Origin of the sequence: Hyphomicrobium sp. LHD-15 (genome assembly GCF_031157355.1) — a bacterium.
Classification (GTDB): Bacteria; Pseudomonadota; Alphaproteobacteria; order Rhizobiales; family Hyphomicrobiaceae; genus Hyphomicrobium_C.
This window is the reverse complement of the sequence record NZ_JAVIFT010000001.1, coordinates 776,376-795,499: the sequence shown is the minus strand read 5'-3', so window position 1 is coordinate 795,499 and position 19,124 is coordinate 776,376. Positions and strand designations below refer to the sequence as shown.

Annotated in this window: 13 protein-coding genes; 7 read left to right on the top strand and 6 right to left on the bottom strand. The window is 64.3% G+C overall.

The annotated features are described in order from the left end of the window. Window positions 1-39 precede the first annotated feature (39 nt). Window positions 40-2,052 carry a DNA topoisomerase IV subunit B gene (parE, locus tag RCO24_RS03630; protein ID WP_374990908.1) on the bottom strand — a complete coding sequence of 671 codons (2,013 nt, stop codon included), beginning with the start codon at window positions 2,050-2,052 and terminating at the stop codon, window positions 40-42. 315 nt (window positions 2,053-2,367) lie between these two features. On the opposite strand from parE, the gene RCO24_RS03625 reads away from it, so the two are divergent. After that, window positions 2,368-3,309, top strand: a complete 942-nt coding sequence (locus tag RCO24_RS03625) for a DMT family transporter (protein ID WP_308960035.1) — start codon at window positions 2,368-2,370, stop codon at window positions 3,307-3,309. Here RCO24_RS03625 and panC read toward each other — a convergent pair. Together panC and RCO24_RS03615 are read right to left on the bottom strand one after the other, a co-directional pair. Continuing rightward, the gene (gene panC / locus RCO24_RS03620; RefSeq protein WP_308960034.1) at window positions 3,306-4,121 is read right to left on the bottom strand and encodes a pantoate--beta-alanine ligase; all 816 of its coding nucleotides are present in this window, start codon (window positions 4,119-4,121) and stop codon (window positions 3,306-3,308) included. The genes RCO24_RS03625 and panC overlap by 4 nt on opposite strands. Window positions 4,122-4,217: 96 nt before the next feature. After that, window positions 4,218-6,908, bottom strand: a complete 2,691-nt coding sequence (locus RCO24_RS03615; RefSeq protein ID WP_308960033.1) for an EAL domain-containing protein — start codon at window positions 6,906-6,908, stop codon at window positions 4,218-4,220. A 271-nt stretch (window positions 6,909-7,179) separates the two neighbouring features. Between RCO24_RS03615 and putA the strand changes: the two genes are divergently transcribed. From putA to RCO24_RS03600, 3 genes are all read left to right on the top strand, one after another. Continuing rightward, window positions 7,180-10,380, top strand: a complete 3,201-nt coding sequence (gene putA / locus RCO24_RS03610; RefSeq protein WP_308960032.1) for a bifunctional proline dehydrogenase/L-glutamate gamma-semialdehyde dehydrogenase PutA — start codon at window positions 7,180-7,182, stop codon at window positions 10,378-10,380. Window positions 10,381-10,458: 78 nt separating this feature from the next. After that, complete coding sequence (locus RCO24_RS03605) at window positions 10,459-11,229, top strand: VWA domain-containing protein (protein ID WP_308960031.1); 771 nt, start codon at window positions 10,459-10,461, stop codon at window positions 11,227-11,229. Between the two features lie 108 nt (window positions 11,230-11,337). Then, complete coding sequence (locus tag RCO24_RS03600; protein WP_308960030.1) at window positions 11,338-12,042, top strand: DnaJ domain-containing protein; 705 nt, start codon at window positions 11,338-11,340, stop codon at window positions 12,040-12,042. Here RCO24_RS03600 and RCO24_RS03595 read toward each other — a convergent pair. Beyond that, a complete protein-coding gene (locus tag RCO24_RS03595; RefSeq protein ID WP_308960029.1) occupies window positions 12,030-12,407 on the bottom strand; it encodes a hypothetical protein in 378 nt (125 codons plus the stop codon). The genes RCO24_RS03600 and RCO24_RS03595 overlap by 13 nt on opposite strands. A 46-nt stretch (window positions 12,408-12,453) precedes the next feature. Then, window positions 12,454-14,205, bottom strand: coding sequence for a serine hydrolase (locus tag RCO24_RS03590; RefSeq protein WP_308960028.1), 1,752 nt, complete (start codon window positions 14,203-14,205; stop codon window positions 12,454-12,456). Window positions 14,206-14,547: 342 nt separating this feature from the next. Between RCO24_RS03590 and RCO24_RS03585 the strand changes: the two genes are divergently transcribed. The 3 genes from RCO24_RS03585 (at window position 14,548) to clpA (ending at window position 17,979) form a co-directional block, all read left to right on the top strand. Further along, window positions 14,548-14,877, top strand: a complete 330-nt coding sequence (locus RCO24_RS03585; protein WP_308960027.1) for a phasin family protein — start codon at window positions 14,548-14,550, stop codon at window positions 14,875-14,877. Between the two features lie 293 nt (window positions 14,878-15,170). Next, window positions 15,171-15,509: an ATP-dependent Clp protease adapter ClpS gene (gene clpS, locus RCO24_RS03580; RefSeq protein WP_072397208.1), complete on the top strand. Its 339-nt coding sequence runs from the start codon at window positions 15,171-15,173 to the stop codon at window positions 15,507-15,509. A 7-nt stretch (window positions 15,510-15,516) separates the two neighbouring features. Beyond that, on the top strand, window positions 15,517-17,979 hold the full coding sequence (gene clpA / locus RCO24_RS03575) for an ATP-dependent Clp protease ATP-binding subunit ClpA (RefSeq protein ID WP_308960026.1): 2,463 nt from the start codon (window positions 15,517-15,519) through the stop codon (window positions 17,977-17,979). 102 nt (window positions 17,980-18,081) lie between these two features. On the opposite strand, the gene RCO24_RS03570 is transcribed toward clpA, so the two are convergent. Further along, window positions 18,082-19,089: an NAD(P)-dependent alcohol dehydrogenase gene (locus RCO24_RS03570; RefSeq protein ID WP_308960025.1), complete on the bottom strand. Its 1,008-nt coding sequence runs from the start codon at window positions 19,087-19,089 to the stop codon at window positions 18,082-18,084. Window positions 19,090-19,124 lie beyond the last annotated feature (35 nt).

Here is a 19,124-nt window from a genome sequence, read left to right as displayed (position 1 = left end):
CTCGTGGAACGGGCCTGCACGCCGCCGACGTAGTCTGCGTCAGATATCCAGATCCTTCGCGAACGCGGCGCGGTCCTGGATGAAGCGGAAGCGCGCCTCCGGCTTCGAACCCATCAACGCATTCACCGCTTCGCCGATGATCGTGCGATCGCCGTCGCCGATCTCGACCTTGAGCAGGATCCGCTTCTTCGGATCCATCGTCGTCTCTTTGAGCTGCTGCGCGTTCATCTCGCCGAGACCTTTGAAGCGGCTGATCTCGACCTTCGCGTTGGACGCGAACTCCTTTTTCAGGATTTCGTCGCGCTGCTTCTCGGTGGTCGCATAGAACGATTTCGCGCCGTGCGTGAGCTTGTAGAGCGGTGGCACCGCCAGGAACAAGTGCCCGTTCTCGATCAGCTCGGGCATCTCCTGGTAAAAGAACGTGATCAGCAGCGAGGCGATGTGCGCGCCGTCCACGTCGGCGTCCGTCATGACGATCACGCGCTCGTAGCGCAGGTCTTCATCGCGATACTTGGCCCCCGTGCCGACGCCGAGCGCCTGGATGAGATCGGCAAGCAGCTGGTTCTGCGCGAGCTTCGCCGATGACGCGTTGGCGACGTTGAGGATCTTGCCGCGCAAGGGAAGGATCGCCTGCGTCTCGCGCATCCGGGCGCTCTTGGCCGAGCCGCCGGCCGAGTCGCCCTCGACGATGAAGATTTCCGTGCCGGCCGCCTGCTGGATCGAGCAGTCCGCGAGCTTGCCGGGAAGGCGCAGCTTGCGCGTTGCAGATTGTCGGCCGACTTCCTTCTCACGCTTGCGCTTCAAGCGCTCCTCGGCCTGGTCGATCGACCATTCGAGGAGGCGCGTCGCCTGCTGCGGGCTGTCGGTCAGCCAGTGGTCGAAGGCGTCCTTGACCGCGGATTCGACGATGCGGCTCGCTTCCTGTGTCGCGAGTTTGTCCTTGGTCTGGCCCTGGAATTCGGGTTCGCGGATGAAAACCGACAGCATCGCGGCCGCCGTCCCCATCACGTCGTCGGCGGTGATCTGCGCCGCCTTGCGGTTGCCGACGCGCTCGCCGAATTCACGCAGGCTCTTCGAAAGCGCCGAACGGAAGCCGTTCTCGTGCGTGCCGCCTTCACCGGTCGGAATGGTATTGCAGTAAGAGCGGCAGAAGCCATCCTCGTCGGAAACCCAGGCGACGGCCCACTCGACCGAGCCGTGCTTGCCTTCGCGCTCGACGTTGCCGGCGAACAGGTCCTTGGTGACGAGTGTCTGTCCGGTGATTTCGGAGGCGAGATAGTCTTTGAGGCCGCCCGGGAAATGGAACACCGCTTCCGGCGCGGTGTCGTCCTTGATCAGCGACGGATCGCAGCTCCAGCGGATCTCGACGCCGCCGAACAGATAGGCCTTCGACCGCGCCATCTTGAACAGGCGAGCCGGCTTGAAATGCGCGCCCTTGCCGAAAATCGCTTCATCCGGATGAAAGCGAACTTTCGTGCCGCGGCGGTTCATCACCGGGCCGAGCTTTTCGAGCTTGGTCTGCGGAACGCCGCGCGAAAACACCATGCGGTAGAGCTGCTGGCCACGCGCGACTTCCACTTCGCAAATGTCCGACAGCGCGTTGACGACCGAGACGCCGACGCCGTGCAGGCCGCCCGAGGTGTTGTAGGCTTTGCCCTCGAACTTGCCGCCCGCATGCAGCGTGCACATGATGACTTCGAGCGCGCTCTTGTTCTTGAATTTGGGATGCGGATCGACGGGAATGCCGCGCCCGTTGTCGGCGACCGATAGGTAGCCGTCCGCATCGAGGCGCACCTCGATCCAGGTCGCGTGCCCGGCAACGGCCTCGTCCATGGAGTTGTCGATCACTTCGGCGAAGAGGTGATGCAGCGCCTTCTCGTCCGTGCCGCCGATGTACATGCCCGGCCGGCGCCGAACAGGCTCGAGCCCTTCCAGCACTTCGATGTCAGCGGCCGTGTAGTTGTCGGACGCGTCGGGTTTGCGGGCGCGATTGGTCTTGTCGGTCATGCTACTCGTAAGGCTCGAGAAGAGATCACGGAAAGATTGGGCCATGCGCTGTCACCCCTTGCCTCTTGGAGGCGTGGCCCGGCGGCTCAACGCGGGACGAAACGAGTGCTGGCCCGAATCTCGATTGGATTGCTTTCGTCGCGACAGGTGGCACGTCGCCCTGTGGATTGGCAAGGCGGACGTGCTAACCCGCCACAGTGGTAAGCTTTTCTCCTTCAACATCGTCGGAGTGGTGGCCGAGCGCCTGATGTCCGGTGCGCCGAAACGCCGCTTTGTCATAAGCGTTTGCTCGGCCGCGCCGGCTCCTGTATCCCCGTCTCGGGCGACTGAGCAGTCAAAAGCGCGCTGGGATACCGGGACATGTCAGGAAACAACGCCGGCGGATCGTCCCGTCTGGTCAGCTGCATGCGGGCTCTTGCCGATGAGCCGCGCTTTCTGATGCTGCTGCCGGGCCTGTTCTGGGCCGGAAACGCCATTGTGGCGCGCAGCGTTGCCGGCGAAGTGCCCCCGATCGCGCTCGCGTTTTGGCGTTGGACGGCAGCCGCAATCCTCATCCTGCCGCTCGCCTGGCGCCATTTGCGCGGCGACGCCGCCATCATGGCGAAGAACTGGCCGATCATGATCGTGCTGACCGCGCTGGGCATCAGCATCTTCAACACGTTCCTGTATCTTGGCGCCCAGTCCACGACCGCGCTCAATCTCGTCATGCTGCAAACGAGCATGCCGGTGCTCGTCGTGCTCGGCAGCTTTCTCGTGTTCCGGGAAACGTTGACGCCCCGTCAGGCTGCAGGCGTGGTGGCGTCATTGGCCGGCGCCTTGACGCTCGTGTCTCATGGCGACCCGGAAATCCTGATCGGGTTGGATTTCAAGCGCGGCGATCTTTGGATGCTGGCTGCGGTCGTGAGCTATGCGGCTTACACGGTTCTGTTGAGCCTTCGCCCACCCGTGCACGGGCCGAGCTTTGCGTTCGCGAGTTTTGCTCTCGGCGCTCTGCTGCTGCTGCCCTTCTATATCGGAGAAACGCTTCTGGTGCGCCCGATGCCGGTGACGACGAACGCGTTTCTGGCCATCGGATACGTCGCTCTGTTTGCGTCGATCCTGGCTTACCTCGCGTTCAACCGCGTGGCTGAGCTGAGAGGTGCGAACACCGCGGGCATGATCGTGTACCTCGTCCCGGTTTTCGGGACGATTCTGGCGGTTCTGCTGCTTGGCGAAAGTCTCCAGGCCTACCACGGCGTGGGCATCGGCCTCATCGCGCTGGGTCTGTGGCTCGCCACCCGCAAGCCGGAAACCACCAACTAGCAGCTGACGTTGTCGATCAATCGCGTTTTGCCGAGCCAAACAGCGGCAAGCACCCGGCCGGGGCGCCCCGTTCCCGGTTGGAACGGTCCGAGCGTTTCAGCGTCGCGCACCGCGATATAATCGAGCTTGGCAAAACCGGCAGCCAGCAATGCCTGTCCAGCCTCGTCGGGGTCGCGTCCCCGCGCCACGTCCGTGATCACCTTGTAAAGCATCGGCGCGATGTAGCGCTCATCCTCGCTGAGGTAGGCATTGCGTGAGGAGAGCGCGAGCCCGTCTTCCTCGCGTACTGTCGGCACACCGTGGATCGCGACCGGCAGCGCGAGGTCGCGCACCATCTGGCGGATCACCGCGAGCTGCTGAAAGTCCTTCTCGCCGAACAGCGCGATATTGGGCGTCACCGACGAGAGAAGTTTGCACACCACCGTTGCCACGCCGCCGAAATGATGCGGCCGGAATTCGCCCTCGAGCGGCAAGGCCGCGCCGCCGACCGCCACTTGGGTCGCAAAACCCGGCGGATACATCTCCGCGACGTTGGGGGCCCAAACCAGGTGCGCGCCTGCGCCCGCGAGCTTCGCCACATCGCCCGCCTCGTCGCGCGGGTAGCGCGCCAGGTCTTCGTTGGGCGCGAACTGCGTCGGGTTGACGAAAATGGAAACGACAACCTGGTCCGCTATCGAAAGCGCCGCGCCGACGAGCGCGATATGCCCGGCATGCAGCGCACCCATGGTCGGAACCAGCGCGATGCTCTGCCCGGCGACGCGCCAGCGCGCGATCTCACCCCTGAGGTCTGCGATCGTCCGAACGATATTCAAGGCTCACTCCGGTCTCCCCGCGCGCAGTGGCACGTGGGGCAGCCGGGAAGTGACGCCGGGGCGGGCCGTCCGTCAAGAGGAACTGGACATACGCCCTCAAGAAGCCTGCGAAGGTGTCCGCTTGAACGGCTCTATCGACGCGGAGGAAGCGCGATGGCGTTCGCGCGGAGGGCTCGACGCGCGGCTTACCGCTCCGAAGGCCAGCAACAGCCGGTCGAAGACGTCGGCGCGCACAGGCGGGCTGAAGAAATAGCCCTGGATCTCCGTGCAGCCTTCCTCGGTGACGGCCGCGAGCTGCTCTTCGGTCTCGACGCCTTCGGCGGTGATGGTGAGATTCAGCGCATGTCCGAGCGCACAGATCGCGCGCACGAACGCGAGTGTATCGGTACGGTTTGCGTCGAGATCGGCGATGAAGCAGCGGTCGATCTTGATCTTGTCGAACGGAAAACGCCTGAGGTAGGCGAGTGAAGAGTAGCCGGTTCCGAAATCGTCGAGAGCGATGCGCACGCCCTGGGCACGGATCTGCTGCAGGACGCCGACCGTCTGGTCGCTGTCCGCGAGCAAGGCGGTTTCGGTGAGTTCGAGTTCGAGCGAAGCCGGGGCGAGGCCGGTTTCGGCCAGCGTGTCGCGGACCAGCGCGTCCAGTTCGCCCCTCTGGAACTGGATCGGCGAGAGATTGACGCCGATCCGCATGCCTTGCGGCCATTTGGCGGCCTGCGTGCAGGCGGTCTTGAGAACCCACGCGCCGATCTCGCCGATAAGGCCGCTCTCCTCGGCGATCGGAATGAACTCGGCCGGCGGCACCAGCCCGCGCGTCGGATGGCGCCAGCGAACCAGCGCTTCGGCGCCGGAAAGCTTGCGCGATTTCGCTTCGATGATCGGCTGGTAGTGCACTTCGAGTTCGCCGTTGGCGATCGCCTCGCCGAGATCGCGTTCGATATCGCGCCGCTCGGAAAGGCGCTCCTCCATGCCCGCCTCGAACGCCTTCCAGTGTCCGCGGCCCTCGCATTTCGCGAAACGCAGCGCAACGTCGGCATGGCGGAACAGTGTATCGGCCTCGGTGCCGTCCGCGGGAGCCACCGCATAGCCGAGGCTGCCTTCGATTTTGACCTTCCGCCCGCCGATTTCGAACGGCGCGCTGATCGCCTCCAGGATGCGGCTCGCGAGATCAGGGGCGGCTGCGGCTGCGTTTGCCGTCGTCAGCAGCACGACGAACTCGTCGCCTCCGACGCGGGCCACCGTATTGGCCGAGCCGGCGCAGGCGAGAAGCCGCTCTGCAACCTGTCGGATCACTTCGTCTCCGACGGTGTGGCCGAGCGTATTGTTCACGTCGTTGAAGCGGTCGAGATTGAGATGATGGACCGAAACGTGTCCGAGGCTGTCGAGCTCGGCCAGCGCGCCTTCGGCGCATTGGCGCAGCAGCATGCGGTTCGGAAGATCGGTGAGGGCATCATGACCCGCCATATGCGCGATCCGCGCGGTGCGGCGGCGCTCGTCGGTGATGTCTTCGTGAATGAGGATCCACCCGCCGTCCGGAATGGGGCCGGACGTCATGCGCACGATCTTCTGATCGGAAAGTTCGCTTTCGGAGGTCCACCGCCCATTGACGTCCATTTCCGCGCGATGCTGGAGAAGCGCCTCGTCGAGGTAGTTTGTCCGGGGCGTGTTGCCGCCCTCTTCGGCGAGTTGCTTGATGCGATTGAAATGTGCGTCCAGCGTGCTTCCTGCTTCCGCGAGGCTCTCGTCGAAGCCGTAAACCTCGAGATACGCGCGGTTGCACGTGACGAGCCGGCGCTCGGCGTCGAACCATGACATCCCGATCGGCATATGCTGGAGAGCGGCATCGAAACGCGCGCTCTGTAGAATGAGCTCGTCCTTGCGGATCATTTCCGCCTGCGCGTCCTTGAGGGCGCTGACCTTGAACGCGAGTTCGGAATTGAGCACCTGCGCGCGTGCGTTGGCCGTTTCGAGCTCGGCCGTACGATCGGCGACGCGGGCTTCGAGTGCGGTATTGAAGGAGGCGAGTTCGTCGCGCTGGGCCTGCAGCAGGCGGGCAAGCCGCAAACCATAGATCGTGACGCAGCCGACGACGAAGAACACGACGCACGCCAGCACCAGCTCGACCTGGCTCATGCCTTGCGAAACCTGGAGACGCAAAACCTTCTCCGCGGCTTCCGCCTTGCGCATTGCCTCGGCCGCCTTGCCGACGGTGAAGTTGATGTATCTGTGCTGCTGATTGAGACGGGCGGCACGGACGATGGCCGCTTCGATGTTGCCGCGCTGGTAGGTCTCGAGCACGTTGCGTGCCTGGAGGCCAAGTGAAACGATCAGATTGTCGATCTTACCGACGTACACACGTTGCTGCGCGAGCAGCCAGTCTTCGTCGATGATCGAGAGTCCCTTGAGCAGGATATCGGCGTGCTGGCGGGAGTCCGAGAGCGCGGCCTCCAGGAATCCAAGCTCCGCTTCGGGATCCTTGCTCTGGAACACGTCGTTGCCTGGCGCGCTGACACGGCCGGCGATGGTGCGGAACTCGTCGATCTTCTCGAGCAGGGTGTTGCGCGTCAGCGTCGATTGCAAGGTGCCGAACAGCAGCGCGTTGCCGTGATGCGCGAGCGAGAGGCTCGCGATCATCACGACCACGTTGATGGCTGCCAGAACGAAATAGACCCGGTGGATCTTTCCGCTCGAGGCGAGGCGGCCGAATTTTGAGGCGCCGGAGACCGGCTTTGCGTCCTCCGAACGGACAATGCCGGCGGCGCCCGAGATCGGGTCCCGGTTGTGCACGAAGCCTCCTAGTTGCCTAAAAACTTTATCTGCAAGGAGTAAACAACTGATGGACAACGCAAATTGTGGGTTGAAGGCGGGGCGATGTTTCACGTCTCGGGAATACGCTGAAAAACGCCATTCAACAAAGGCTTAGGCGGCCGGTTGGGGTGCTCGAAAGCCCTGTCACCCGATAGCCCGGGGGCGTTGTACAACTCACAGCCAGGTTCCATCTGCTACTGTGCAAACGCCCTAAGAATCAGGTGTGCTCTCGCTGAGAAGAGGGGACTCCATGGTTGCGCTGAGAAAATCCGAGTTCGCCGGCGTGTCTGCCGGTGAAGTCCTGCTTCCGCCGCGCGACGAGATCGCTGCTCACCACCTGACCGACGAGACCCGTCTGGTCGGCGGCTTGGTCGAGCGCGCCGTTTTCACCGACGAAGAGCGCCGCCGGTCGTCGGATCTGGCCCGTTCGCTGGTCGAGGCCGCCCGCACGGCCGGCGCGCACCACGGCGTCGATGCCTTCATGCGGGAGTACGGTCTGTCGAGCGAGGAAGGCGTCATTTTGATGTGCCTCGCGGAAGCGCTGTTGCGCATCCCCGACGCCGAGACCGCCGACCGCTTTATCGCCGAGAAGATCGCGGGCGGTCAGTGGGAGCGCCATCGCGGCCATTCCGACAGCCTGCTGGTCAACGCCTCGACTTGGGGCCTGATGCTGACCGGGCGGCTGGTCAAGCTTCGCGAAACACGCGGCGCGAACCCTTGGGAGGCCTTGAAGCGCCTTGCTGCGCGCTCGGGCGAGCCGGTGATCCGCCAGGCCGTGCGCCAAGCCGTCAAGCTGCTCGGCGATCAGTTCGTCCTCGGCCGCTCGATCCGCGACGCTCTGGCCCGTTCGGCCCCGTACGAAGCACGCGGCTTCCGTTTCTCCTACGACATGCTGGGTGAAGCGGCCAAGACCGAGAAGGACGCCGAGCGCTACTTTGACCGCTACATGGCGGCTATCGACGCTGTTGGCGTCGCAGCCGGCCCCAATCCGTTGTCGCATCCGGACGCGCTGATCGCCCGGCCCAGCCTTTCAGTGAAGCTGTCGGCGCTGCATCCGCGCTACGAGCCCGGCAAGGAAGCGCGCCTCTCCGAAGAGCTTTATCCGCGGCTGATGGAATTGCTTCGGGCGGCCGAAGCGCGTGGCCTTGCTGTGACGATCGACGCAGAGGAGCAGGATCGCCACGAGATCCTGCTCGATCTTTTCGGCCGCGCTTTCGTCGATCCGGCCCTCGCGAAATGGACCGGCCTCGGCCTCGCGGTGCAGGCCTACGGAAAGCGCGCGATCCCGACCATTCGATGGCTTCGGCGCCTGTCGGAAGCAACCGGCAAGCGCATCCCCGTCCGCCTCGTCAAGGGCGCCTACTGGGACAGCGAAATCAAATGGGCCCAGGAACGCGGCCTTGCCGATTATCCGGTGCTGACCCGCAAGGTGCACACCGACGTATCCTATCTCGCCTGCATGCGTCTGATCCTGTCGGACGCCAAGGCGTTCTATCCTCAGTTCGCGACCCACAACGCGCATACGGTCGCCTCGGCGATCGTCGCGGCAGGGCAGACGGCGTTCGAGTTTCAGCGCCTCCACGGCATGGGCGAGGCGCTCTACGAAGAAGTCTCCGCCCCCGGCAAGCTTATTCATCCGTGCCGCATCTATGCACCGGTGGGCGAGCACGAGGATCTTCTGTCCTACCTCGTCCGCCGCCTGCTCGAGAACGGCGCCAACACCTCGTTCGTCAACCGCCTTGCCGACGCCGAAGCTCCGATCCCTCAGATCATTCGCGATCCGGTCGAGGCCGCCGAGCGCGAACGGCTGGAGCAGAGTGCGGCCAAGCCGCTACCGCGCCCGCGTGACATCTTCTGGCCCGAGCGCAAGAATTCGTTCGGCGTCGCATTGACGGATCGCACCGCGCGCCAGGCTCTCGTCTCCGATATGGAGACAGTCCTCGCGCGCTCGTTCGATGCTGGTCCGATCATCGACGGCGTCGAGACCGTCGGCGGCCCGCAGGCCGCGCTGCTGACTTGCCCGCATGATCGGCGCGAGCGTTTGGGCAGCGTGCGCATCGCGACCCCCCGCGATGTCGACACCGCGATCCTCAGTGCCGAGCGCGCGGCTCACGGCTGGGACAAGCTCGGTGGCGTGCAGCGGGCCAAAATTCTGGATCTCGCGGCGGATATGGTGGAGCGCGACCGCGCGCAGCTGATGGCGATCTTGGTGCGCGAAGCCGGCAAGACGCTGCCGGCGGCCCTTGCCGAGGTGCGCGAGACCGCCGATCTCCTGCGTTACTATGCGGTCGAAGCGCGCCGCCTGATGAGCGCGCCGATTGCTCTCAAGAGCCCGACCGGCGAAACCAACACGCTGGCTTTGCAGGGGCGCGGTCCGTTTGCGTGCATCGCACCGTGGAATTTCCCGATTGCGATCTTCGTGGGCCAGATTGCCGCTGCGCTGGCTGCCGGGAATCCGGTTCTCGCCAAGCCGGCCGAGCAGACGCCGGTCGCCGCCATGCTGGCCGTTCGCATCCTGCACGAAGCCGGCGTGCCGAAGAACGTTCTGCATCTCTTGCCGGGAAGCGGCGCGGTTGGCGCGGCGCTTGTCAAATCCCCGAGAGTGAAGGGCGTGGCCTTTACTGGCGGCAACGAGGCGGCCTGGGCCATCCAGAAAGCGCTCGCCGACCGCAAGGCGGATATCGTGCCGTTGATCGCCGAAACCGGCGGTCTCAACGCCATGATCGCCGACAGCAGTGCCTTGCCCGAGCAGGTGATCCGCGACGCCGTGCGGTCCGCCTTCGACAGTGCCGGCCAGCGCTGCTCGGCGCTGCGCGTGCTGTTCGTCCAGGACGAGATCGCAACCCGCACCATCCGCATGTTGACCGGCGCGATCGAAGCTCTCGACGTCGGCGATCCCTTCGATTACGCGACCGATATCGGCCCGGTGATCGACGAAGCCGCCCAGGATGCGCTCGAAGCCCACAAGGTCCGCATGCAGCGTGACGCCCGTGAGCTGATCGACGTGCGGCTTCCCAATGCCTGCCGTGCTGGCACGTATGTCACGCCTGCGTGCTACGAGATCGAGCGCATGGGCCTCCTGGAACGAGAAGTGTTCGGCCCCATCCTGCATGTCGTTCGTTTTGCCGGCGGCCATTTGCCGAAAGTGGTCGAGGCGATCAACGCGTCGGGCTACGGGCTGACGCTGGCTCTCCACAGCCGCATCGGCAACGTGGCGGATTACGTGGCCGAGCACGCCCGCGTCGGCAATCTGTACGTGAACCGCAACCAGATCGGCGCGGTGCCGGGCGTGCAGCCGTTCGGCGGCGAGGGGCTTTCGGGCTCCGGCCCCAAGGCTGGCGGTCCGAACTACGTCGCGCGCTTCGCGACCGAGCGTGTCCGCAGCACGGACATCACCGCGACCGGCGGCAACGTCGGCCTCCTGACCGAAGGCGTCCCGGCCGACGACTGAGCCGCGGTTTCAGACACATTGCCAGTGCGGCTATGGCTCGCCATGTTAGGGGAGAGTGAGCCCGAACCCGGAGCCGCAATGGCGCGCGAGACCAGACCGCCCGACATCAAGCAAGCCAAGACGCCGGCCGCCGCGCAAACGACCGGCCGCGAACCCGCGCCTGCGGTCCCCGCGTCCAGCGCGGAGGTTGCCGATTTCATCGCCAAGGTGAAGGCGCTCTCTCCGGCGGCGGGCGCGGAGCGGGGGCGTCTTCTGTTCGCGATGGATGCCACCATGAGCCGCGCGCCGACCTGGGATATGGCGCTCGCGCTGCAGTCGGAGATGTTCCGTGCCGTGAAGGAAATCGGCTCGCTTGAAGTGCAGCTCATGTACTTCCGCGGCGCCGGGGAGGCGCGGGCCTCGCGCTGGGTGACGAACGCCGATGCGCTCGCCGGCTTGATGCGCCAGGTTGCCTGTCACGGTGGATATACCCAGATCGGGAAGGTGCTGGCGCACGCGCGCCGAGAGTCTGAAAAAGCCAGGATCAGTGCCCTTGTCTATGTCGGTGATGCCGTCGAGGAGCCGATCGACGAACTGGCCGGACGCGCTGGAGAGCTGGCGCTGCTCGGCGTTCCCGCGTTCCTGTTCCAGGAAGGCAACGACCCGAATGCGACCCGGGCTTTTGCCGAAATCGCGCGCCTGACGAACGGGGCGGCTTGCCGGTTCGGACCGGGATCGGCGGCGGAATTGCGCGAGCTGCTGACAGCCGTCGCGGTCTATGCCGCCGGCGGCCGCAAGGCTCTCCAGGCGATGCTGGCCAAGCCCGGCAGCGAGGGCGCACGCCGCCTTCTTGGACAGATGCGTAACTAAGCTCTAAATTGAGTGAGTTCTAAATTGAGAAAGTGCGCGCCGGATTCCGCTCGTCCGTGCCGTCGGGTAGATTGGGCCGGATGAGGAAACGCCGAGAGTGACGCACTGATGCAGTTCTTCCTACTCGGCCTCGCGGCGCTCGTGCTCGCGCTGTTGGTCATCGGAGGCTTTACGCGGGCCAACCCGACCATCATGGCGCGCCAGATCCGTTTGGCTGGCGGAGCGCTGGCGCTGGGAGCCGCCACCCTGTTTCTGGTGAGGGGCATGCCGGGCCCTGCGGCGCTTCTCGGCGCGCTCGGCTCTTGGCTGCTCGGGTCGGGAAGCGGAGTGCCGAGCTGGGGTGGCGGAGCGGCCAAAAAAACGCCCGGCCAGACCTCGACCGTGACCACCGATCACCTCGAGATGGAGCTCGACCACGACAGCGGCGGCATGTCAGGAAAAGTGCTGAAAGGCATGTTCGCCGGCCATGATCTCGACAGTCTGAAGCCGATGGAAGTCGCGCTGCTGTGGCACGACTGCCGCTTCATCGATCCGCAATCGGCGCAGCTTCTAGAAGCCTATCTCGATCGCGCCCACCCCACTTGGCGCGACGACGTCGCGCGCGGCGAGCGGGCGATGCGCGATCACGAAGGGCGCATGCAGCCCGCCGAAGCCTACGAGATACTGGGGTTGAAGCCGGGCGCGACCGACGAGGACATCCGCCGCGCCCATCGCGACCTGATGCTGAAGCTGCATCCCGATCGCGGCGGCTCGACCTATCTCGCGGCGCAGGTCAACGAGGCCAAGGACGTGCTGCTCAATCAGCGCGGTTGAAAAAGCGCGGCAAAGATTGGCTCGGGCAATGCGCCGGCAAGCTGCAGCAAAGCGCCGAGAACGATCAGCACGGTCGCCACGACGAACGCGCGCTTGCGGGAGCGAAGCGTCGCGAGATGGCGCTCGCGCGCCGCGCGCGTCGTCATCTCGTCGTGGATCCGCGCCGACGCATCGAGATGCGTCCGGAGCTGGTCGGAGGCGTGCGAGCGGTGCTGATGGCGCAGCGATTGCTCCCAGGCGCGCTGCTGCTCGAAAGCGATGGTGTCGGATTCATGGAAGAACGCGAGCCACCACTCGCGCAGGAGAAGCGTGAAACCGGCGAGATCGATCGCGATACCGGCGACCTGAAGCCAATCCTGCAGCATGGGACGATCCTTGGAGGGGGATGAGGCTTTGAAGGTGAGGGGAGGCCTATTCGGCTCGCATGACGAAGCAGTCGATCGCGAGCCGGCGCAGCTCGAGGCAGGTGTTGGAGGCGGTGTCCTCGTCGAAATTGACGAAGCGCGCGCGGAAGATCTGGCGGTCTTCGCGCTTCACCGGGATGGTCACGGCACCGTGCCCGTTGAGCAGGCCGACGGCACGGCCGCGAACGGCATCCAGCTTATTCTGCGCCTCTTGCGCAGTATTGTAGGCGCCGATCTGAATCTCGTAGCCGACGCCCACCCGCGCGGGGGTGAACTTCGATTCCGGCGGCGGGATCGGCCCCTTGAGGCGCGACGGCTGAGCCGCGTTTGCGGGCGTTGCGAAGGCCGTGAGCGCGCTCGCCTGAGAATTGAGCGTCGAAGGTGGACGGGCGACCGGCCGGTCGCTTGGCGCATCCGCGGCCTTTTGGGTGTCCGCCATCGTGCGGGCGGCAGGAGCGCCATCCACGATCGAATTCCGGATCAACCCGGCGATGTCTTGCGGGCCGGGTGCGGCCGAGGCTTGAAGCGTGCGCTCGCCGGCATCGCCCTGGGCGGTGGGCTCGGCTTCCGATTCCGACATCGCCGCCCGCAGCGCCGCGAGGTCGAGCCGCGGAGACTGGGGTGTCGGATCGGCGGCCGCGACTTGCGCTCCGTCGTTCCGCGGCGCGGATTTGCCCGCACTACCGGTGGTGAGCATCTGGGCGATGGCGTCAGGCCGAGCGGCCGCTGGCGGCGTAGGACGCACGGCCGGAGCGGGGGCTGGAGGCGGCAATTTGGCCGCGACCTTTGCGGGCTTTTCGGCGGGCTTTGCCTTCGCGGATTTCTTGGTCTCGGTCGCCCACGCGACGTCGACGGCGTCAGCGACGACAGGCTGCTTCTTCGCAGGGCGCGGCGTCGCTATCAACTGCTGGGCAGGCAGGCGGGTCTTTTGCGTCGAGGCGTCTTCGAGCGCCCGATAGAGAAGGAGGCGCATGTGAGCGTTACGCGCTTGCGCGGTCTTGCCGCCGAAGACGGCCGCTACGATGTGCTTGTTGTCGGCATTGACCGACGAGACGAGATTGAAGCCCGAAGCGCGCGTATAGCCGGTCTTGATGCCGTCCATGCCCGGAAATCCGTGCATCAGCGTGTTGTGCGACCGGTAAGTCTTGCCGCGATAGACGAACTGCGTGAGTGAGAACAGCCGATAGTGCTTCGGAAAATCGTCCTGCAGGCGAAGCCCCAGCGTCACCATGTCTCGCGCGGTGGTGATTTGCCCCGGATCCGGGAGGCCCGACGCGTTGCGGAACGTCGTGGAGCCCATTCCGATCTGCCGCGCGCGCTCCGTCATGAGACGCGCGAACTGCACTTCCGTGCCGCCGATATGCTCGGCCAGAGCAACCGCCATGTCGTTCGCGGATTTGGTGATCAGCGCCTTGACCGCATCGAGGACGGCGATCTCCTCGCCGGCATCGAGATCGAGCTTGGAAGGCGCCACGCCGGCCGCCCGTGCACTGACGGTAATCTTGGTATCGAAACCGAGCCGTCCCTGCTCGATTTCGCTGAACACCATATACAGCGTCATCATCTTGGTGAGGGAGGCCGGATAACGCGGCGCGTCGGCGAACTGCTCGTGCAGCACCTTGCCGGTGTTGGCGTCGACGACGATCGACGCTTGCTTGATCTTCTTTGCATCCTGGGCGCGCGCGCCATCGATCGGCGCCAGCGCGGAAACCACAAGCGCGAGCAGCAAGAGCATCGATCGCGTGACGACAGTCGCCAAGGAGCCCCCTATCCCGTTAAGCTCGTTGTCGATTGGTCGGAGCCGGCGAAGCCCTCCGTCGAGCCTCTGACCATAATCGAACCGGGCCTCAATGCCTATGCTTCTGGGCCACTTTGCGGCCGATCCTGTCTCTGCACAGGCCAGAAGCACGCCGCAAATGTGTTGCGGACAGAATGCGATGGGACGGTATCCGAAGCGTGCTGCGATAAAGTTAACGTCTCGGTGACTGCCGATGTTGCGCCGCAACAAAATACTTGAAAATTGGTGCGGCGCGCCTAAACTACTCTGAAGTCCCGCGCCGGATAGTGCGGTTTCTTCAACCGATCAGCAGCAGGCACCCCCATGATCAACAACTTCCAGGATTTTCAGAAGTTCGGCCAAACCAACGTCGACACTGCCGTGAAGTTTTTTGGTGAGTGGAACAAGAGTTGGCAGGCCATTGCCGCCGAGATGACGGATTATTCGAAGCGTGCCTTCGAAGATGGCACGGCAACCTTCGAGAAGCTCGCGGGCGCCAAGTCGCTGGAGCAGGCTTTCGAGATCCAGTCGAGCTTTGCCAAGCGCGCCTACGAAGACTATGTGGCGCAGCTGACGAAGATCGGCGGCATGTACACCAATCTCGCCAAGGACGCTTATAAGCCTGTTGAGAAAGCTTTCCAGAACGGCAGGTAGTTTGGGCCGTCCTAGGATGGGTATCTCTTCCCCAGCCCGCGTGTGACGAAATAGATTGGCCCGGGCGCTTTGCTCCGGGCCTTTTTTATTGGCCGCAAATGCTTACTTTCATTTCGCCCGATTGGTCTGGTGAAATGAACATCTGTCCCCGTCGTGTGCGGCCCATCGTGTCGGAATGTGCGAAGGGCATTGCTGGCGCAAGCTAGCCGCGTAACATGGTGGGGACGACGCGGGGCATTGCCCCGGGGGGCGTGAAACGATCGACGACGGGCAAGATGACACTAGGACTGAGAATGGCGGGCAAAAATGGCGCGGGCAACGATCGTGGGGGCGAGGAAGGCAAGACCGGCCTCGTTACCAAGACGCGCCCCAAGACCAAGAAGCCTTCGCTCTACAAAGTACTGCTTCTCAACGACGACTACACGCCGATGGAGTTCGTGGTTCTCGTGCTGGAGAAATATTTCAGCAAAGGGCGCGAGGAAGCGACTCGCATCATGCTGCATGTTCACCACAAGGGTGTCGGTATCTGTGGGGTGTTCACCTACGAGGTCGCCGAAACAAAGGTGACGCAGGTTATGGACTTCTCACGCCAGCATGGCCATCCTCTACAATGCACCATGGAGAAAGAGTAGGTCGAACGTGCCATCCTTCTCGAAGAGCCTTGAATCCTCACTTCACCGCGCGCTCGAATTCGCAAACGAGCGCAATCACGAATTTGCGACCCTCGAGCACCTGCTCGCGGCGCTGATCGATGATCGCGACGCGGCCGCCGTCATGCGCGCCTGCAACGTCGATCTCGACCAACTCCGTGCGCGCGTGGGCGAGTATCTCGATACCGAGCTCGGCAATCTGGTCCACAAGGGCACCGCCGAAGCGCAACCCACCACCGGCTTCCAGCGCGTCATCCATCGCGCGGTCGTTCACGTTCAGTCGTCCGGTCGCGAGGAAGTGACCGGCGCCAACGTGCTGGTCGCGATTTTCGCGGAGCGCGAAAGCCACGCGGCATTCTTCCTGCAGGAGCAGGAAATGACGCGGTTCGATGCGGTACAGTACATCAGTCACGGCATAGCCAAGCGTGCGGGCATGGCGGAGCCGAGGGGAGTGCGCGGCGTGGACGACGAGCAGGCGAGCGAGACCGGCGAGGAGAAGAAGCCAGGTCAGGACGCGCTCAATACCTACTGCGTCAATCTCAACAAGAAGGCCCGCGACGGCCGCATCGATCCGTTGATCGGCCGCGAGCAGGAAGTCTTGCGCACCATCCAGGTTCTCTGCCGCCGGCAGAAGAACAATCCGCTCTTCGTCGGTGATCCCGGCGTCGGCAAGACGGCGATCGCCGAAGGCCTCGCCCGCAAGATCCTGCGCGGCGAAGTGCCCGAGGTGCTGAAAACAGCGACGATCTTCTCGCTCGACATGGGCGCGTTGCTCGCCGGCACGCGCTATCGCGGCGATTTCGAAGAGCGCCTCAAGGCCGTGATGAAGGAGATCGAGAACTATCCGGGCGCGATTCTCTTTATCGACGAGATCCACACCGTGATCGGCGCCGGCGCGACCTCGGGTGGCGCGATGGACGCATCGAACCTGCTGAAGCCCGCGCTTCAGTCGGGATCCGTGCGCTGCATCGGCTCGACCACCTACAAGGAGTACCGTCAGCACTTCGAGAAGGATCGCGCGCTCGTCCGCCGCTTCCAGAAGATCGACGTAAAGGAGCCGACGGTCGAGGATTCGATCGCGATCCTGAAGGGCCTCAAGCCCTACTTCGAGGAGTTCCATAAGCTCAAGTACACCGGCGAGGCCATCAAGGCCGCCGTCGAGCTGTCGGCAAAGTACATCCACGACCGCAAGCTGCCGGACAAGGCGATCGACGTGATCGACGAGACCGGCGCCTCGCAGATGCTGCTGCCCGACAACAAGCGCAAGAAGAAGATCACCGTGAAGGAGGTCGAGGCCACCGTCGCGACGATGGCGCGCATCCCGCCGAAGACCGTCACCAAGTCCGACGCCGAGGTTCTCTCGAACCTCGAGAAGGACATGAAGCGGCTGGTGTTCGGACAGGACAAGGCCATCACGGCGCTTTCGGCCGCGATCAAGCTCGCCCGTGCGGGCCTGCGCGAGCCGGAAAAGCCGATCGGCTGCTACCTGTTCTCGGGCCCGACCGGCGTCGGCAAAACGGAAGTTGCCAAGCAGCTTGCCGCGCTGATGGGCGTCGAGCTTCTGCGCTTCGACATGTCGGAATACATGGAGAAGCACACCGTTTCGCGGTTGATCGGCGCGCCTCCGGGCTACGTCGGCTTCGACCAGGGCGGCCTCCTGACCGATGGCATCGATCAGCATCCCCATTGCGTCCTGCTCCTCGACGAGATCGAGAAGGCGCATCCGGATCTGTTCAACATCCTTCTGCAGGTGATGGACCACGGCAAGCTGACCGACCACAACGGCAAGCAGGTCGATTTCCGCAACGTGATCCTGATCATGACCACCAACGCGGGCGCGAGCGACATGGCGCGTCCGCCGATGGGCTTCAACCGCGAGAAGCGGGAGGGCGAAGATACGGAGGCTGTAAACCGGCTGTTCACGCCGGAGTTCCGCAACCGTCTTGACGCCGTCATTCCGTTCTCGGGCCTCCCGCAAGAGGTCATCGCCAAGGTGGTCGAGAAGTTCATCTTCCAGCTCGAGGCGCAGCTCGCGGATCGCGGCGTCACCATCGAGCTTTCGGAAGGGGCACAGAAGTGGATCGGCGAAAAGGGCTACGACGACAAGTTCGGCGCCCGGCCGCTGGCTCGCGTCATCCAGGAGCACATCAAGAAGCCGCTCGCCGATGAGCTGCTGTTCGGCAAGCTCGAGCATGGCGGCACCGTGAAGGTGCTGGTCCAGGGCAAGGGCGAGGACAGCTCGCTGACGCTGGAGGTCATTCCGGCGGATCCCTCGAAGAAGCTCCGCTCGAAAGAGGAAGAGGAGGACGACGAGGAGGGCGATTCCGAAGCGGCGCTCGTGGAAGCGACACCGCCGCGCAAGGCTCTCTCCGGCCCGAAGGACAAGAAGGACAAGCCGTCCCGGTCGTCCGGCGGCGCCGTCCCGAGCGTCCCGCGCAAGAAGGAAGACTGAACGCCTTCCTTACGCTCTCAAAATATCAAACGCCGCGAAGCTCCTGCTTCGCGGCGTTTTTCATAGGGGAAACGGAGTTATCGACGTTCGGGCTCGCTAGCCCTAGATCGCGACGCAGATCTTGCCGAAGTGCTGGGCCTGCTCCTCGTAGCGGAACGCGTCCGCCAGCCTGTCGAGCGGAAACGTCTTGTCGATCACCGGCCGGATGCCCGTCGCTTCGAGACCGCGGATCATCTCCACCTGATGCTGCCGGCTGCCGACGATGATACCCTGCAGCTTGATCTGTTTGGCCATCATGGCGAGCGTCGGCACCTCGCCCTTGACGCCGGTCAGGATGCCGATGAGCGAGATGTGCCCGCCGACGCGCGCCGCAACGATCGACTGCGCGAGCGTGCCGGGACCACCGATTTCGAGCACATGGTCGACGCCGTGCTTGCCCGTCCAGTTGCGAACGGTGCGGCCCCATTCCGGGTCGGTCTTGTAGTTGACGGTGAAGTCGGCACCCATTGCGCGCGCCCGTTCGAGCTTGGCGTCCGACGACGAGGTCACGATCGCGGTCGCGCCCATTGCTTTCGCCATCTGCAGCGCGAAGATCGCGACGCCGCCGGTGCCGAGGATCAACACGCTGTCGCCGGCTTTGACACCGCCTTCGACCACGAGCGCGCGCCAGGCCGTCAAGCCGGCGCACGGCAGTGTCGCGGCCTCGGCGTGGCTCCAGCCCTTGGGCGCGTGTGTGAACCAGTGTGCCGGCGTGATCACCGCCTCGCGCGCGTAGCCGTCGAGCCCGTCACCGGGCACGTGAGAAAAGTCTCCGTGCGGCGGTATTCCGCTTTGCCAGTAAGGGAAGAAGCACGAGACCACGCTGTCACCGACGGTGAAATCCGTCACGCCTTCGCCGACCGCCTCGACGACGCCCGCGCCATCCGAAAGGGGAATACGTCCGTCATCGGCCGGGATTGCCCCGATCACAACGGCGTAGTCGTGATAGTTGAGCGAGTTTGCAGAGAGCCGCACGCGGATCTGCCCGGCCCCCGGCGCGCCCGGATCTTTGATGTCGGCCACCTGCACGTGGTCGAGACCCGCGGGGTGCGCGATTTTTATGGCTTTCATTGCTGAAGTGACCCTGTCTTGTGGTTTCTTCCCTG

Bases quoted from the DNA above. Each gene is read 5' to 3' on its own strand.
- parE (WP_374990908.1), bottom strand. From the start codon at position 2,052: ATGGCCCAATCTTTCCGTGATCTCTTCTCGAGCCTTACGAGTAGCATG.
- RCO24_RS03595 (WP_308960029.1), bottom strand. From the start codon at position 12,407: ATGCTGCAGGATTGGCTTCAGGTCGCCGGTATCGCGATCGATCTCGCC.
- RCO24_RS03585 (WP_308960027.1), top strand. From the start codon at position 14,548: ATGATCAACAACTTCCAGGATTTTCAGAAGTTCGGCCAAACCAACGTC.
- clpS (WP_072397208.1), top strand. From the start codon at position 15,171: ATGGCGGGCAAAAATGGCGCGGGCAACGATCGTGGGGGCGAGGAAGGC.
- RCO24_RS03605 (WP_308960031.1), top strand. From the start codon at position 10,459: ATGGCGCGCGAGACCAGACCGCCCGACATCAAGCAAGCCAAGACGCCG.
- putA (WP_308960032.1), top strand. From the start codon at position 7,180: ATGGTTGCGCTGAGAAAATCCGAGTTCGCCGGCGTGTCTGCCGGTGAA.
- RCO24_RS03600 (WP_308960030.1), top strand. From the start codon at position 11,338: ATGCAGTTCTTCCTACTCGGCCTCGCGGCGCTCGTGCTCGCGCTGTTG.
- RCO24_RS03570 (WP_308960025.1), bottom strand. From the start codon at position 19,089: ATGAAAGCCATAAAAATCGCGCACCCCGCGGGTCTCGACCACGTGCAG.
- RCO24_RS03625 (WP_308960035.1), top strand. From the start codon at position 2,368: ATGTCAGGAAACAACGCCGGCGGATCGTCCCGTCTGGTCAGCTGCATG.